Raw genomic sequence first — 16258 nt, forward strand, 5'->3', positions numbered from 1 at the left:
GGCCACGCGCGATGGAGTTTCGCCCATGACTGGCTTGATTTTTCTGGGTCTGATTGTCGTCATCGCCCTATGGCTCATCGCCAGCTACAACAGCCTTGTCGGGCTGCGGCAGCGCACCAACCAGGCTTTCGCCGACATCGATGTGCAACTAAAACAGCGTCACGATCTCATTCCCAATCTGGTCGAGACGGTGAAGGGTTATGCGACGCACGAAAAGGGCACGCTCGAAGCGGTGGTCCAGGCGCGCAATGCGGCGCTGAACGCCACCGGCACGGCCCAGCAGGGCGCGGCCGAGGCGGCGCTGGGCGGGGCGCTTGGCCGGCTCATCGCGCTGGGCGAAGCCTATCCCGATCTCAAAGCCAATACCAATTTTCAGCAATTGCAGACCGAGCTGTCGGGCATCGAAGACAAGCTGGCGGCGGCGCGGCGCTTCTACAACAATGCGGTGAGCGAGTTCAACGCGTCGATCCAGGCCTTCCCCGCTGTGCTCTATGCTCGGTCGATGGGCTTTGTCGAGCGCACCTTCTTCGACGTCGGTGATACCGAGCGCAAGCAGATCGAAGTGGCCCCCGAGGTGAAGTTTTGAGTGAAGTTCAGCATGAACTTCTAAAAGCCTGGGGTCTGATCTCGCTTGCCGGAGCCTGAGCCATGATGCCGGTCTTCGGTCTCTACACCTATATCAGGGCGAACCGTATCCGATCGCTGTTTCTGATCGGGGCGCTGTTCGCGCTGATCTATGTGTTGACCTTTGCCGGCGCGCTTGCCGCCGAAGCGCTGCAGGCGGGCGATCTGCCGCTTGATCGCATTCTGGCGCGGGCGGTGGGTGATCTTGGCTCTGCTTTCCCGATCGTCACGCTCGTTACAGTGGTGTGGGTGTTTTTCTCCTACCGCTTCAACCAGAGCATTATCGGCCTGGCGCTGTCGGCCAATGCGGTGACGCGGCAGCAAGAGCCGAAACTCTACAGCCTCTTGGAAAACCTCTGCATCTCGCGCGGTGTGACGACGCCACGCCTGGAAATTCTCGAGACCGACGTACCGAACGCCTATGCGACGGGCGTCAACGACAAGCAATATACGATCACCGTGACGCGCGGCTTGATGAACCTGCTTGACGACCAGGAGATGGAATCGGTCCTCGCCCATGAACTGACCCATATCCGCAATGGCGACGTGAAGATGATGATCGTCGCCATGGTGGTGGCTGGTGTGGTGGCGTTTTTCGCCGAGATGTTCTTTCGTATGAGCCTTTCCGGACGATGGTCCTCCTCCTCGTCATCGAGCGGTTCGTCGGACAGCCGGGAGAAGGGCAAGGGCGGCGGCGCCGTGGCGGCGTTGGCGATCGTGGCGATGATCGTTGCGGCCGCCTGGGTGCTGTCGCTGATGATCCGGCTGGCGCTGTCGCGCTCGCGCGAATTTCTCGCCGATGCCGGATCGGTGGAATTGACGAAAAACCCCGATGCGATGATTTCGGCCCTGCGCAAGATCGACGGCAAAGGCGAGATCAGGAACGCGCCGTCGGGGATCATGGAAATGTGTCTCGACAATCCGCGCTCAGGCTTTGCCGATCTGTTCTCGACCCATCCACCGATCGAAGCGCGCATTGCCGCGCTGAAGAATTATGCCGGTGGGCGCGAAGAGATTGTCGACAATAGCCAGAGCCCGGCTGCGGCGCCACCTGTTCCGCCAGAGCCGGCCGCGCCGCCGCAAGAACGGCGCCGGGGCCCCTGGGGCTAAGACCGGCTCGAAGACTGATCGTTCGTAGATGTAATCACGGCAACGTGAGATGAAACGGTTACATTGGAACCGTCATCCTTTGTGAGTTACGCTCTCGCCGATACGGTCCGGAGAAGGAGAGCAACATGGATTCCACCGAGAAACATGTCACGACCGTTGAGGCGCTGATCAGCGCGACGAAAGACAGCGGTGTTAAGCGCATCGCGATCACCGGTCGTCTCAATCAAACGCCGTCCTTTCGGCTCTCCCCTGGTCAATCCCTGCGCGGCACGGATGAGAATGCTTGCATTGCCTTCGTACCTGGAAGCGATGGATTGCAACTCTCCACCGATAATCGTGTCCATAGCCTGCGTCTCGAAACCGCCATCGAAAAGCGCGCGATCTTTAACGATACGGGCGTCGATCATCTGGGGCGCATTGAACTGCGCGCGGTGACCACGGTGGGGCGCGTGCAGATTTTGGCGCGCGACAAGGTTCGTGGCGGTCATGTTGATGTCATCGGCCTCGATATCATCGGAGCTGACGCGCGTGGCGAAAGCGAGCGTCCGCAAGGCTACGGTGTTTATGTTTTGCAAGGGGCCTTCACGCTCTGGAACATGCAGAGCGACGAGGATGTCACGATCAGCGCTGATCTGGCTGGCCTCGGAGCCGGACGCGATGGCGCGCCGGTGCGCGGCAGCGGTATTTTTGTCAGTGGCGCCGGCGACAAGGGCGGCCGCCTCAATGTGCGGCGTCTCGAAACCGAGGCGGTCTATAGCGATGGCGGCATTGCGCTCGGCACGCCTGACCAGATCACCGGCGGCGTTTTCACGGTTTATGGCGCGCATGTCGATGTGGTGCGAAATCGTGGCCCGGTCACCACCTATGGCGTCAACGATATGGTGCTCGACAATTGGGGCATCGTCGACCGCTGGACCGCTGAAGAAAAAATCACCTCCCATGGCCCTAGCGGCATTGGCTTCGTCAATTTTGGCATCGTGCATGAGTTGAAGGTCAATAAGACGATCGAGACCTTCGGCAAGGGCGCACGCGGATTCAATGTCTATACGGGCACTGTGAATCTGGCTGAGTTCGACCGGGTGGTGACCCATGCCGACGGTGCGGTCGGGATCCAGGTCAGTCAACCGGTCGGACGTATTGTCGTACATCGCGGCATTGAAACATTTGGCGGCACGGGTGATTCTTTGGTTAAGGGTGTGGTGCTGAAGCTCTCCGCCATTGCGCTCAGCATCAAGCCGGGCGGCTCGGTTCGCGAGATCGAGATCGCCGGCGGTGTTAAAACCAACGGCCCCGGTATCGCGCCGATTGAACAACATGGCGCGATCGAAACGATGCGGGTCGCCGGCGGATTCGTCGCCAAGGGTGGCGGCTTCGATAAAATTTAGAGCGCGGCTTTATTTCGCCTCGAGACCGAGTTCGCCGGCCAGTTTGCGCATGTCGGCCTCGGTCTCAGCCACCACCTGCGCAAACTCTTCGACCGAACCCGCATAGGGCGTGACGCCGGTTTTCTCGACCACTTCACGATAAGAGGGCGAGGCGACCGCGCTGCGGACTTCCCGGTTGAGCTGGGCGATGATCGCCGCCGGCACGCCGGCTCCAGCGCATACGCCAAGCCAGCCGTTGTCGGTGATGCGAAAGCCTTGTTCGGACGCGGTCGGCACTTGCGGAAAAGCCGCCAGGCGTTCCGGACTGGTCATGCCGATATATTTGACCGAGCCCGCATCCAACAGCGGCTGGACGACGATCAGCGGCGCCACCATGAAATCGAGCCGGCCACTGGCGAGATCCATCGACGCTTCAGCGGTGCCCTTGTAAGGCACGCCGATCATCTTGATGCCGGCGGCCTGTTCAAACCGTTTGGCGACCAGCTCCGGCATGGAGCCCGCGCCGACATGGCCGTAGTTGAGCGCGCCAGGCCGGGCTTTGGCATGGGCGGCGAAGGAGGCGAGATCCTGCACCGGCAAGGTGGTGGGCACCGTAAAGGCATAATAGGCCCTGGTGATCTGCGAGATCGGCGCCAGATCGGCCAGCGTATAGCCCGGGTTCTTCAGCAGCACCGTATTGGTCGCGTCGATATAGGTGCATAGCGACAGCGCATAGCCGTCGCGCGGTTGCGAGAGCATATAGTCGAGCGCAATCTTGCCGCCGGCGCCCGGACGGTTCTCGACGATGATGGACTGGCCGAGGGCGCCGCGTAGTTTTTCAGCGACAAGCCGTGCCGGCGTATCCGTGGGGCCACCGGCGGTGAAGCCGACGATCAGTTTGATGGGGCGGTTGGGGTAGTTCTCTTGAGCCTGTGTTGCGGTCGCCGCAAGCACCAAGAGCATAGCAAAAGCAATTCGCGCGCAGCCCATCCGTATCCCCCCGTCAGGCACGACGCACATGCGTCAGCCAAGCCCCCATTGCTGCGGACGCTACAGACTTTCTTCGAGGTCAGTCAATCGGGCTATCAGGACTGGAACAGCATCAGGACGGCTGGCCCCGTCTTGGTCTCGACGATGCATTGGCCGCGAAAGCCGGCATTGCGATAGGCGTTGCGAGCGCGGACATTGTCGACGTCGGGATCGATAGCGATGGTGCCTGCGCCATCGCCGCGCAGGCGCAGCGCCAGCTGGCGCAGAAAGGCCGAGCCGTGGCCTCTGCCGATCATGTCGGGCTCGCCGATGAAAGCATCGATGGCGCACGCGTCTTGCGGCAGGCGGGTGAAATGCGGCTGCGGCCAGGCCTGCACCGGATAATGCTGCGCATAGGCGAAGGGGCGTCCTTCATGCAGCACCACCCACATGCTGATGTCTGGCTCATCGAGGTCTTCGTGCAGCAGCGCTTTCCGCTTGGCGGGATCGCCCCACCAACGCTTGACTTCGGGCGTGCTCAACCAGGCGCGCAAGAGTGAGAGATCGTCGCGCGTGGCCGGCCGGAATGTATAGGCGTCTGCGGACATGGACCGCAGAAGACAAGGAAATTTTGGCGATTGCAGGGCGTCAGTCATGTTCGAGCGACAAAGGTGGCGCGACACTCTCGAGTGGTTTGCGTTCGCTGTCGATGCCGAGCCAGGCTGCGAGAATGGCGGCGAGCGCCATCAGACCAGCGCCAATGAGATAGCCGATAAATACATGATCGCGCGACCCTGTCTCGATCAACAGACCGAAGAACCACGGTGCCACCACACCACCGATGCCGGTGCCCAGAGCATAGAAAACAGCGATGGCCAGAGCTCTGATTTCGAGCGGAAAACTTTCGGCGACGACGAGATAAGCAGCCGATGCAGCGGCCGAAGCGAAGAAAAAGGTGATGCTCCAGGCCAAGGTCTGGCTGCGCGCATCGAGTAAACCTTGCTGGAACAGGTAGCCTGTTATGGCGAGCAGCAAAGCCGACATGGCGTAGGTGAAGACGAGCATCGGCCGGCGGCCAATCGTGTCGAACAACCGACCGAGCAACAGTGGACCCAAGACGTTGCCCAGCGCGAAGGGGAAAATGTACCAGCCGACATCACTGGGCGACACGCCGTAGAAATCCGTCAGCATCATCGCATAGGTGAAGAAGATGGCGTTGTAGAAAAACGCCTGCGCGCCCATCAGACCTAGGCCGAGAACGGTACGGCGTGGATAAAGTTTGAAGAGAACGCGAAACACTTCGCGCAAAGGCGTCGAGTGGCGGGTGCGAATGCGCACGTGGTCTCGCACCTCCTCAAGACGATCGTGGCCGATATCGTCTTCGATCTTGGCGATGATGGTTTCGGCGCGAGCTGGCTGGCCGTGAATGATGAGCCAGCGTGGGCTTTCGGGGATGTAACGGCGCAGGAACAGGATGACGAGGCCGATGGCCGCGCCGCAGAAGAAAGCCAGTCGCCAGCCCATCTCCGGATCGACAATGCGGGGATCGAGCAGGATGAGCGAGGCGAAGGCGGCGATCGCCGCGCCGGTCCAGAAACTGCCGTTGATGGCGAGATCGGTCCAGCCGCGGCGGCGCGCCGGGATTAGTTCCTGGATGGCGGAATTGATCGCGCTATATTCGCCGCCAATGCCAGCGCCGGTGAAAAAGCGCATGAGCGCGAAACTCGGCAGATCCCAGGTGAAGGCCGTGGCAGCAGTCGCTGCGAGATAGACGATCAGAGTAACGCTGAACAATTTCTTGCGGCCGATGCGGTCGGTCAGCCAGCCGAAGAACAGCGCGCCGCTGACCGCGCCGGCGAGATAGGCGCTGTTGGCGAGGCCGACATCCGCGGCGGTGAATTGCAGGGTTGGGCTCTGCCGCAAAGCGCCGGCGATGGAGCCGGCGATGGTCACTTCCAGCCCGTCAAGACTCCAGGTGATGCCAAGCGCGAAAACGACGAGCCAATGAAAGCGCGTCCAAGGCAGCCGGTCCAGCCGCGAGGGAATGTCGGTTTCGATGATGGCAGGCGCGGCCGCTGGCCTGATCGGTGTTTCGCTCGGCCTTTGATCCACCCGGCGTTCCCCACCCTGTTCTCGTGCCGCTGCAGCACGTCAGGTGTGAAATGTCCCAGCCGCGCCTTTGGTTCCATCGCAGGCTGCGGAGGGGCGTGCTGATCCCGAAGGACGGGGATCAAACGTCGGGATCATCAATCGTGCTGACATGGGCAGCGACGATGCGCCAGCCTTCGGGCAGGCGCGCCCAGGTCTGCATCTGGCGGCCGACTTTGCCGGGAGCATTGCGGGGATGGTGATGCAGCGAGGCCGTCGCATAATCCTTGCCATAGGTGGTGATGATGAGACGGTCGAACGTGCGGGTGAAGCTGCCTGATTTGCGCGCCGCGCGAAACTGCTGGATGGCGGCGTAACCATAGAGGTTTTCGGCCGCGCCATAGCGCAGGGCGCGATCATCGTTCCAGAAGAAGCTATCGAGCGCTTCGACATCGTTGGTCGTGAGCGCCGTTTCATAGCGCTCGAAGGCGTCCGTGACCTCGCGCAGGGTTTCGGGATCGTTGATAACCACAAGATGTCCTTTCAAGCTTTGGCAAGCGGCGCGCGGGCGATGCCGGCGGCTTCGAGATGCTGGGCGACGCGCAGCACGATGTCTTCGCGCCACGGCGCGGCAACGATCTGTACGCCGATGGGCAATTGGGCGCCCTCAAGCCAGATGGGCACGGCGGCGACGGGCAGGCCGATGAAGGAGAAAGGCTGCGTGAACATGCCGAGATTGGCGCGCACCGGCATATCGACGCCAGCAAGCGTCATCATCTTCTGGCCGAGGCGCGGCGCGAAGCAGGGCGTTGCGGGCGCGATGATGACATCGACCGTTTCGAACAGCTTCAAGACTTGCGCGCGATACCAGGTGCGGAATTTTTGCGCCTGATTGATCCAGGCCGCAGGCACCATGGCGCCGGCGATGAGCCGGTCCTTCACTTCGGGGTCGAAATCGTCCTGGCGTTTGCGCACGCGATCGAGATGCAGGCTGGCGCCTTCCGCCATGGTGATGAGGAAGGCGGCGGCGCGGCCTCGGCCGGCTTCGGGAATGTCGATGCCCATCGTTGCACCCAGCGTCGCTGTCACGATATCGACGGCGCTATGGGCTTCCGGTTCGCCGCCCTTGTCGAAATAGCCGGTGGCGCGGGCGACGCGCAGGCCATCGAGGCCTTTCGCAAGAGTGGGAATGACCGGTTCGACGGGGCGATCGTTCTGGGCATGATCGGCGGTGTCGCGGCCTTGCATGGCCTCATAGGCAAGGGCGAGATCCATCACCGAGCGCGCCATGGGTCCCAGATGATCGAAAGCGGAGACAAAAGGATAGGTGCCGAAGCGCGATAGGCGTCCGTATGTCGGTTTGAGGCCGAACAGGCCGCAAAGCGACGAGGGCACGCGGATCGAACCATTGGTGTCGGAGCCCAAAGCAATCGGCGTCATGCCGGAGGCGACGGCTGTGCCGGAGCCGCCGGAGGAGCCGCCGGCCATGCGTTCGGGATCATGCGGATTGCGCGAGGCGCCATAATGGGCGTTCTCGCCGGTGAAGTCATAGGCATATTCGCCCATGTTGAGGCTACCGACGAGAATGGCATCGGCGGCTTCGAGCTTGCGCACCAAGGTCGCATCGGCGCCAGCCGGCAGATTGTCGGCATTGATCTTGGAGCCGGCCAAGGTCACCACCTCCTCGACATCGAAGAGATTCTTGACCGAGAAAGGAACGCCGGCGAGCGGCCCAAGCTGACCGCCGAGGCGACGGCGCGCATCGATGGCGTCGGCGCGGGTCAAGGCGCGTTCGGAGACGACCTTGGTGAAGGCGTTGAGTTTCGAGTTTTGCTGCGCGATGCGTACGAGACAGGCTTCGACGATGGCGCGCGCCGTTACTTTGCCTTCGACAACCGCCGCAGCGATCTCATGGGCGGCCATGGTTTCATAGGCGATGGTCATGCGCCAAACACCGGGGCTGGTTCTTCGCGTTCGTCGAGGGGGAAGTCGGCCACCAGTTTCGCCATGCGCGCGGCGACTTCCAGATTGGCGCGCACGATGGGGCGCGACGCTTCGCTGACGGTGATGTCCATAACTTTTGCCGAAGCGGCGATAAAGGCGTCCCAGTCGATGTTATCGTCCATGTCGCTGTTCCCGTGTTTCAGGCGATTTGGTTCAGGCGATTTGTTGCATATAGGCGCGCCAGCCGCCGTGGTGCGAAATATCGCGCGCACCGGCTGTCGCCTGGCTTTCAACGATAAAGCCTTTCGGTTGCGTGCCATCGGCAAGCAGCGTCGTGCCGATGCCAAGCGGCGCGGGAACGCTGTCGACGAAGGTGCCGAAGGACTCTGGTGTTAGCGCCCAGACTTCCGTCTCGATGGCATGGCCTTCTCCCGCTCCAACACGCAGGAGGCCCGGCCGATAGGGCGGGCCGCCCGGCAGGGCAAAGAGGCGATAGTCGGGCAGGGTTTTGGCGGTGCGCAGGAAGCGGGCGCCGCGTAATGTCAGTTCGCCGTTCAAAGCCATGCCGGAGAGATGGGCGCCGACGACGCAGAGTTCTATTTCATGAGAGAGCGCGCATGTCGTTGGCGTGGCGGCCGGTGGTTGTGGCTTGCCTGTCGCGCCAAGGGGTTGGCCGGTGATCGCCTGCAGGCGAGCGCCAAAGGCGGCGATGGTGCCATCCTGTCCGGCTGGTGCGATCAAGGTGACGCTGGAGGGAAAGCCATCATCGCGGAAACGAGATGGCACCGCCAGGGCGCAGAGATCGAGCAGGTTAACGAAATTGGTATAGGTGCCGAGTTCGCTATTGGGCGCGATCGGATCAGCCTCCAGATCGGCGATGCTGCACGGACGCGGATAGGTCGGCACCATCAGCATGTCGCAGCCTTGCCATGTCGGTGCCGTAATGCGGCGCAGCTTGGCCAGACGGTAGAGCGCATCGAAAGTGTCGGTGGCGGAAAATTTTGCCGCATTGCCGATGATGGCAGCGGTGACGGCGAGCATGCCTTTTGGGTCGCGTGCGATGAAATCGCGCACCGCATGATGACGCTCGGCGACCCAGGGGCCTTCGTAGAGAAGGCGGGCGACATCGAAGAAGGGCGTCAGATCGATTTCCTGGACGGACGCGCCGAGTGTGGCAGCGTCGTCCACCGTTTGCATAAAGGCGCGCTCGGATTGCGCGTCGTCCGCGAAGATCCGGCTTTTGGCATCGGGGATGGCGAGGCGCAGCTGGGGTGGCGGGCTCGTCAACGGGCCAAAGGTCCAGGGCCGGGCGTAGGAATCCAGCGGATCGAAACCGGCCATGGTGGAGAAGACGTCGTAAGCGTCGGCAACCGTGAGCGCGAAGATCGATACGCAATCGAGCGTGCGGCAGGCAGGCACGACGCCGCGTGTCGAAATCGCGCCGAGGGTTGGCTTGAGACCAACGAGATTGTTGAGGCCAGCGGGGACGCGGCCGGAGCCTGCCGTGTCGGTGCCCAAAGCGAAAGTGACGAGGCCCTGCGCGACAGCGATCGCAGAACCGGAGCTTGAACCGCCCGGCACCATTGCGGCATCGAAACTGTTGCACGGCACCGGATAGGGCGAGCGCACACCGACAAGGCCAGTGGCGAACTGATCGAGATTGGTCTTGCCGATGGGGATGGCGCCGGCGGCGATCAGGCGGGCCACCGCATGGGCATGCTCATCGGGCGCATAAGCGAAGCCAGGACAGGCGGCGGTCGTCGGCAGGCAGGCGAAATCGATATTGTCCTTGATGGCGAAAGGCACGCCCCAGAGCGGGCGCTGTGGATCGTAGGCGCCAAGCGCCGCGGCGAGGTCTTGAGCTTTGGTTTCCGGCAATAGCGAGATGAAAATGCCGGGATCATCGATGGTGGCTATGCGGCGATAGACTTCGCTGACGACAGCCTGCGGGCTGAGGCCCTGGGCATAGGCCCGGCGCAGGCTTGTCAGATCGAAACTGAGATTAACCAGAGAGGAATTCATACGAGCTTTGTCTCAGACGGGAGGGTGGGGAATCGCGTCGATCAATTCGCGCGTGTAATCGGCTGTCGGTGCTTCGAGCACCTGTTGCGACGTGCCTTCTTCGACGATGCGGCCGGAGCGCATGACGATGACCCGGTCGCAGAGTAGGCGCACCACGTGCAGGTCGTGGCTGACGAAGAGATAGCTCATGCCGAGCCGCACTTTCAGATCCTGCAAGAGATTGAGCACAACGGCCTGCACCGAGACATCCAGCGCCGCCGTCGGCTCGTCGAGGATGATGAGATCGGGATTGAGCGCGAGCGCACGGGCGATGCCGACGCGGGCTTTCTGGCCGCCGGACAATTGATGCGGCAGGCGATCAAGAAATTCGGTCGGCAGGCCGACCAAGCTGGCGAGTTCCTCGCAGCGGGCGCGCAGGGCGTCGTTGCCGAGCGACTTTTCGCTGCGCAGAATCGGATCGGCGATGGCGCGGGCGGCGGTGAAGCGTGGATTGAGGCTGTCGGTTGGATCCTGAAAGACCAGCTGAATGCGCCGACGCATGGGGTGCAAAGCGAAGTCGCGCGCCGGAATGGCGGAAATCTCTTCGCCGGCAAAGGTGATCTTGCCGCTGGTGGGATCGATCAGGCGCATCACCATCATCGACGTGGTGGACTTGCCGCAACCGGATTCGCCGACCAGGCCGACCGTCTCGCCGCGCTTGACCTCGAAGCCGATGCCATCGACGGCGCGGAACGGCGCCTCCGGCTCCTTGGCTGTGCCGCCGAGAAACTTTGGCCAGAGCAAGTCGCTGTTGGCGCGGGGATATTCCTTCACCAGATGTTCGACGCGCAGTAGCGTCTCGCTGGCCACCGCCTGTGTGGGCAGAACCGGCATCGCCGCCGCGACTTCAGCCGGCAGCAGATCGCGCAGCGTCGCACCTGGACGCGGCGTGGCGCGCATCAGCTTGCGCGTGTAGGCATGCTCCGGGCGGGCGAAGATGTCTTTCGATAAGGCGGTTTCCACCACCTTGCCTTTCTCCATCACGACGACACGGTCGCAATAGGTGGCGGCGAGTCCCAGATCATGAGTGATCAGGATGGTCGACATGCCCCGTGCGCGCGTCAGTTCGGTGACGAGTTCCATCACCGCCTTCTGGGTGGTGACATCGAGGCCGGTGGTTGGCTCGTCGGCGATGAGCAGCTGCGGCCTGCAGGCCAGCGCCAAAGCGATGACGACGCGCTGGCACATGCCGCCCGACATTTCGAATGGATAGGCGTGGTAGCGTTCTTGCGGCCGAGCGATGCGCACCTGCTCGAGAACTTCGATGGCTTTTTGCTTGGCCTCGGCGCGCGTCGTCTGCACATGTTGGAGCAGCACGTCCTCGATCTGCTTGCCGACGGGACGGATGGGATTCAACGCGGCGCGCGGGTTCTGAAAGATCATCGCCATTTCGCGGCCACGCAGATCGCGCAATTCGCGATCGCTGGCGGCCGATACGTCGATGCCGGAATAGATGATCGAGCCTTTAGCGATACGCCCGGCGCGGTCGAGAATGCGCATCACCGCATAGGAGGTGACCGATTTGCCGGAGCCGGATTCGCCGACGATGCCCAAGGTCTCGCCCTTGGCGAGCGCGATATCGATATGTTCGATGGCACGCACGGTGCCACGCCGGGTGGCGAATTCGACGGTGAGATCGCGCACATCGAGCAGGGATTGAGCGGTCATCTCAGCCTCACGTGCGGCGCAGGGGATCGACGATGTCACGCAGACCATCGCCCAGCAGGTTGAAGCAGAAGACGGCGAGCATCAACATCACACCCGGAAAGAAGGCGATCCACCATTCACCCGAAACGATGAAGGCGGCGCCTTCAGCCACCATGATGCCCCATTCGGGCGTCGGCGGGCGCACGCCAAGGCCGATGAAGGAGAGGCCGGCGGCATTGAGGATGGCGTAGCCCATGGTCAGCGAGATCTGCACCATCATCAGCGGCATGATGTTGGGCAGGATGAAGCGGAAGAGGATGCGCGGATCGCTGTTGCCCGAGAGGCGGGCGGCGTGGACGTAGCCGGCTTCGCGGCGGATGTTGGCCTCGCTGCGGGCCAGGCGGGCATAGAGCGGGAAATTGATGATCGCCGTGGCGATGACGATGTTGGTCACCGTATTGCCGAGCGCCGCGACAATGCCCATGGCCAGCACGAACAAAGGAAAGGCCATGATCGTATCGGAGATGCGGCCAACGATCCGGTCGGTCCAGCCGCCGTAAAAGCCCGCCGCTATGCCGGCTAGCCCGCCGAGCATGAAGACGAGAACGACCGAGGCGATGGCGATGATCATGTCGAGGCGGGTAGCGACGACGACGCGGCTGAAGATGTCGCGGCCGAGTTGGTCGGTGCCGAACCAATGCTGCGCCGAGGGCGGATGCAGGGCCGAAGCCGTGTTGCTGGCGAGCGGATCGTAAGGCACCAGGCTGGGGCCGGCGATGGCGGCGAACAGAAACATCACGAACAGGATGAATGAGCCTGCCGTGACCGGATTATCGGCGAGCACGTATCGGATATGACGTAGTTGCGCGCCAATCCCCTGCGCTGTTGTGGGCATGGCTGCAACGGGCTGAGAAGCGGGTTTAGGCTCGGAGAGGGCGGTCATGCTTCCACCTTCACGCGCGGGTCGATGGCGCTGTACAGGAGATCGATGCACAGATTGATCAGGACGTAGAGCACGGCCATGGTCAGCACGAAGCCTTGCACCGGCGCGAAATCCGACGCGATAAGCGCTTCGACCGCATAAGAGCCGATGCCAGGCCAGGCGAAGACTTTCTCGACCAGAACATTGGCGCCGAGCAGGAAGGAAAACACCATGCCCAGGGTGGTGATGACGGGCAGCATGGCGTTGCGGAAGGCGTAGGTCATGATGACGGTGGAGGGCTTGAGGCCGCTGGCGCGTGCGGTGCGGATGAATTCGGAGGCGAGCACCGCGAGCATCGAAGCGCGGGTGATGCGCGCGATCGGCGCCAGCGAGAAGACAGCGAGGGTGATGGCCGGCAGAGCGATCTGCGCCAAGGCGGCGCGGAAGGTCTCGAAGTCGCGCGCGATCAGGGCATCGATAAGGTAGAAGCCGGTGACGGTGGCGGGCGGCGACGTAAACACATCGAGGCGGCCAAGCGGCGCCGGCGACCAGCCGAGGATGAAGTAGAAGACATAGACGAAGATGAGACCGGTGAAGAACACCGGCAGCGAGACGCCGGCGGTGGCGACGATGCGGCAGGTGTGGTCAACCCACGAGCCCTGGCGCACGGCGGCGACAATCCCTAAGGGCACAGCGATCAGGAGCGCAAGGATCAGCCCGAACAGGGTGAGTTCGGCGGAGGCGGGCAGGCGCGCGGCGAGTTCGGTGACCACCGGCCGTCCGGTGGTCAGCGATGTGCCGAGATCGCCGCGCGTCAAGTTGCTTACGTAGCTGACGAACTGTTCCGGTAGACTGCGGTCAAGCCCGAGCTGCTTGCGCACTTCCTCTATCGCTTGCGGTGTCGCCGCCGGCCCGGCGAAGAACGAGGCCGTGTCGCCGGGCAGGACCCGCGTCAGCAGGAAGGTGACGACGATGACGCCGATCAAGCTCGGAATCGCGGTCGCAATGCGTTTGCCGATGGTGCGTAGCATGAGCCGTGCCTCGCAAGAACCATGCCGCTACCCTTTGACGAAGGCGCGATAATCGAGCCGGCGGTGGAACCAATATTGGTAGCCGCTGATATTTTTCTGCATCGCCACGTTGGAATAGGGCTGGAACAGCGGGATGCGGGGGATGTCGGTGAAGGCGAGGTCGATGAAGCCTTTGACGTCCTTCTCGTAAGTGGCGTCGTCGCGATTGGCGGCGGCCGTGCGGGCGCCATCGATGAAGGCGTCCATCTGCGGCGATTGATAGCTCATGGTGTTGAAGACGGAATTGGAGCCGTGATAGCACCAGAAGAAGAAATATTCCGGATAGTCGAGCCAGCCCGAGAAGACATTGGTGTAGAGCGGCATCACCTTCTTGTTCAACTCGGTGCGCCAGTTGGCGCCCGTCACCTTGTTGATGGTGGCCTTGATGCCGATCTGGCCCAAGCTCTCCTGGATCAGCACGCACAGCGGCTCGTTGACGACGGAAAATCCGAGATCGAACGATAGAGTGGTCTCGAAGCCGTTGGGATAGCCGGCTTCGCTCAGCAATTGCCGGGCCTTGGCGAGATCGAGATTGTAGGCGTGCGCCACCGGCCAGGCGGCCGGCGGCGGTGCGGTGGCGCCGAACAACGGCGTGCCGAGACCGTAGAGCGCCGCGTCCATGATCTTCTGATAGGGAATGGCATAGGCCACCGCCTGGCGCACCTTGAGATTGTCGAAGGGCGGCTGGGTGACGTTCATGCCGAGATATTGGCAGCCGTTGGAGAAGGGTGTCGAGACGACCGACAGCTTGCCGGAATCCTTCAGTTCGACGAAATCCTTATTGGGCAATTCATAGGAGACGTCGGCGTCGCCGCGTTCCAAAAGCGCCCGGCGATTGCCGGCTGAGGGCACCATGCGCCAGATCACGCGTTTGATCTTTGGCAGCGGGCCGTTCTTCCAGTCGTCGTTGCGGTCGAGCACCACTTCGGTGCCCGGTGTCCAGCGGCTCACTTTATAAGCGCCGCCGCCGGCAATGTTCTGCTTGGTATAGTTGAGGCCCCAGGGATCTTCGGCCGTGGCGTTCTTCTTGACCAGTTCGGAATTGTAGATGGCGGGCACGATGACGGCGAGATCGGGGATGGTGAGCTTGTCCTTGCGCAGGAAGTCGACCCGCACGGTGTTGTCATCGACGACAACGAACTGCTCGGACTTTTCCAGCGAGCCGGCCTTCATCTGAAAGGTCGGAAAGCCGCCGACGGTGACGGCGCGATCGAGCGACCATTTCACGTCCTTGGCGGTGATGGGCGTGCCGTCGTGGAAGATGGCGCCCTTGCGCAGGCGGAAGGTCGCCGACATGTCGCCGATGTTCATGTCATCGGCCAGTTCCGGCTTGAACTTGTCGCGATCGTAATAGGGCACGCCGTTGGGGCCCGATTTCATCTCATGGCTGATGAGCCGGTCGTAGCAGTTCCACGACACTTCATAGCCGGGCACATTGGTGCCGACGCCATGGATGTCGATGTTGTTGGGGCCGCTTTCGGAGACGACGAGCAGGGTTTCCTGCCGGCTCTGCGCCTTGGCGGGCGACCAGACGGCGGGGGCCGCGACGCTGGTCGCCACAGCGGTGGCGGCGGTGGATTTGAGGAAACCGCGTCGATCCAGATGTCGGGCCATTGATCATCTTCCGTGGTTGCCGCTCCCCAGGAGCGCTTGCATGTGATGTAGAAATATTGCATACAAATATTAGAAATTGCATGCCTATAGATTCAGCGGCGCTGCACAAATTTTGCTTGTCCTGCATCTGTGCTGTGCAGAATCGTTGTGAGATGAAAGTGGATCGGGCCGATGGCAGGTGACGGCAGAACCCGTTCGGACGTGCTCGCAGGGCAGATCGCCGACGAAATCCTGGCCGGTGGTTTCGTTCCCGGTATGCGGCTCGACGAACACATGCTGGCGGAACGGTTCAAGGTCTCGCGGACGCCGGTGCGCGAAGCGCTGCGTCAACTGGTGGCGACGGGTTTGATCGACATGCAGCCACGGCGCGGTGCGCATGTCGCCGCCATCACCGCCGATCGGCTGAGCGAATTGTTCGTGGCCATGGGCGAGGTCGAGGCGACTTGTGCCCGTCTCTCAGCGCTTTCCATGAATCCGATCGAGCGTCGTCGTTTGCAGGCCATGCATCAAGCCATGGCCGGCATGGCCGAAGCAGGCCATGAGGCTGATTATGCCGAGGCCAACCGGCAGTTCCATGTGGCGATCTACGCGGGCGCCCATAATGCCACCATGAATGATTTTGCCGTGGCGTTGCGCCGCCGCCTCGATCCGTTCCGCCGCGCTCAGTTTCGCGCGCCCGGCCGGCTGGCGAAGTCCCATGCGGAGCATGATCGGGTCGTCACCGCGATCCTCTCAGGCGATTCAGCCACCGCGCACGCGGCGATGCTCGACCACGTCAATCTCGTCGAGGATGCGTTCGAGCAGATGAGCCACGGTGCGCGCCGCACCGCCAAACGCTAGCGCCA

At 62.4% G+C, this 16258-nt stretch carries 15 protein-coding genes; 4 read left to right on the forward strand and 11 right to left on the reverse strand.

Translation table 11 applies throughout. From position 1 onward, the window contains the following. Window positions 1-25: 25 nt before the first annotated feature. The 3 genes from BLW50_RS25665 to BLW50_RS25675 all read left to right on the forward strand — a co-directional run bounded on the left by BLW50_RS25665 (window position 26) and on the right by BLW50_RS25675 (window position 3119). The gene (locus BLW50_RS25665; RefSeq protein WP_090707674.1) at window positions 26-586 is read left to right on the forward strand and encodes a LemA family protein; all 561 of its coding nucleotides are present in this window, start codon (window positions 26-28) and stop codon (window positions 584-586) included. Between the two features lie 62 nt (window positions 587-648). Continuing rightward, window positions 649-1734, forward strand: a complete 1086-nt coding sequence (locus BLW50_RS25670) for a M48 family metallopeptidase (protein WP_090707675.1) — start codon at window positions 649-651, stop codon at window positions 1732-1734. 125 nt (window positions 1735-1859) lie between these two features. After that, window positions 1860-3119, forward strand: coding sequence for a hypothetical protein (locus tag BLW50_RS25675; RefSeq protein WP_090707676.1), 1260 nt, complete (start codon window positions 1860-1862; stop codon window positions 3117-3119). A 9-nt stretch (window positions 3120-3128) separates the two neighbouring features. Here the strand turns inward: BLW50_RS25675 and BLW50_RS25680 are convergent, their stop codons facing one another. The 11 genes from BLW50_RS25680 to BLW50_RS25730 all read right to left on the reverse strand — a co-directional run bounded on the left by BLW50_RS25680 (window position 3129) and on the right by BLW50_RS25730 (window position 15401). Continuing rightward, the gene (locus BLW50_RS25680) at window positions 3129-4061 is read right to left on the reverse strand and encodes a Bug family tripartite tricarboxylate transporter substrate binding protein (RefSeq protein WP_170850350.1); all 933 of its coding nucleotides are present in this window, start codon (window positions 4059-4061) and stop codon (window positions 3129-3131) included. Window positions 4062-4183: 122 nt separating this feature from the next. Further along, the gene (locus tag BLW50_RS25685; protein ID WP_090707678.1) at window positions 4184-4675 is read right to left on the reverse strand and encodes a GNAT family N-acetyltransferase; all 492 of its coding nucleotides are present in this window, start codon (window positions 4673-4675) and stop codon (window positions 4184-4186) included. A 40-nt stretch (window positions 4676-4715) separates the two neighbouring features. Further along, complete coding sequence (locus tag BLW50_RS25690) at window positions 4716-6179, reverse strand: MFS transporter (RefSeq protein WP_090707679.1); 1464 nt, start codon at window positions 6177-6179, stop codon at window positions 4716-4718. A gap of 118 nt (window positions 6180-6297) precedes the next feature. Further along, window positions 6298-6687, reverse strand: a complete 390-nt coding sequence (gene hpxZ, locus BLW50_RS25695; RefSeq protein ID WP_090709710.1) for an oxalurate catabolism protein HpxZ — start codon at window positions 6685-6687, stop codon at window positions 6298-6300. Between the two features lie 11 nt (window positions 6688-6698). Beyond that, window positions 6699-8099 (reverse strand): AtzE family amidohydrolase, encoded by a 1401-nt coding sequence (locus tag BLW50_RS25700; protein ID WP_244544392.1) that lies wholly within the window; start codon window positions 8097-8099, stop codon window positions 6699-6701. After that, on the reverse strand, window positions 8096-8281 hold the full coding sequence (locus BLW50_RS25705; protein ID WP_090707680.1) for a DUF4089 domain-containing protein: 186 nt from the start codon (window positions 8279-8281) through the stop codon (window positions 8096-8098). The genes BLW50_RS25700 and BLW50_RS25705 overlap by 4 nt, the downstream gene beginning before the upstream one ends. A 31-nt stretch (window positions 8282-8312) precedes the next feature. Then, the gene (gene atzF, locus BLW50_RS25710; protein ID WP_090707681.1) at window positions 8313-10121 is read right to left on the reverse strand and encodes an allophanate hydrolase; all 1809 of its coding nucleotides are present in this window, start codon (window positions 10119-10121) and stop codon (window positions 8313-8315) included. 12 nt (window positions 10122-10133) lie between these two features. After that, entirely contained in the window at window positions 10134-11828 is a 1695-nt protein-coding gene (locus tag BLW50_RS25715; protein ID WP_090707682.1) for a dipeptide ABC transporter ATP-binding protein, read from the reverse strand. Between the two features lie 7 nt (window positions 11829-11835). Beyond that, complete coding sequence (locus BLW50_RS25720) at window positions 11836-12702, reverse strand: ABC transporter permease (RefSeq protein ID WP_090707683.1); 867 nt, start codon at window positions 12700-12702, stop codon at window positions 11836-11838. 44 nt (window positions 12703-12746) lie between these two features. Beyond that, on the reverse strand, window positions 12747-13760 hold the full coding sequence (locus tag BLW50_RS25725) for an ABC transporter permease (RefSeq protein ID WP_090707684.1): 1014 nt from the start codon (window positions 13758-13760) through the stop codon (window positions 12747-12749). A gap of 27 nt (window positions 13761-13787) precedes the next feature. Continuing rightward, the gene (locus tag BLW50_RS25730) at window positions 13788-15401 is read right to left on the reverse strand and encodes an ABC transporter substrate-binding protein (protein WP_090709714.1); all 1614 of its coding nucleotides are present in this window, start codon (window positions 15399-15401) and stop codon (window positions 13788-13790) included. A 183-nt stretch (window positions 15402-15584) separates the two neighbouring features. Here BLW50_RS25730 and BLW50_RS25735 point away from each other — a divergent pair, with 183 nt between their 5' ends. Next, on the forward strand, window positions 15585-16253 hold the full coding sequence (locus BLW50_RS25735) for a GntR family transcriptional regulator (RefSeq protein WP_090707685.1): 669 nt from the start codon (window positions 15585-15587) through the stop codon (window positions 16251-16253). Window positions 16254-16258: the final 5 nt, after the last annotated feature.

The sequence above is a fragment of the Beijerinckia sp. 28-YEA-48 genome, assembly GCF_900104955.1.
In the GTDB taxonomy this organism is placed as follows: Bacteria; Pseudomonadota; Alphaproteobacteria; order Rhizobiales; family Beijerinckiaceae; genus Terripilifer.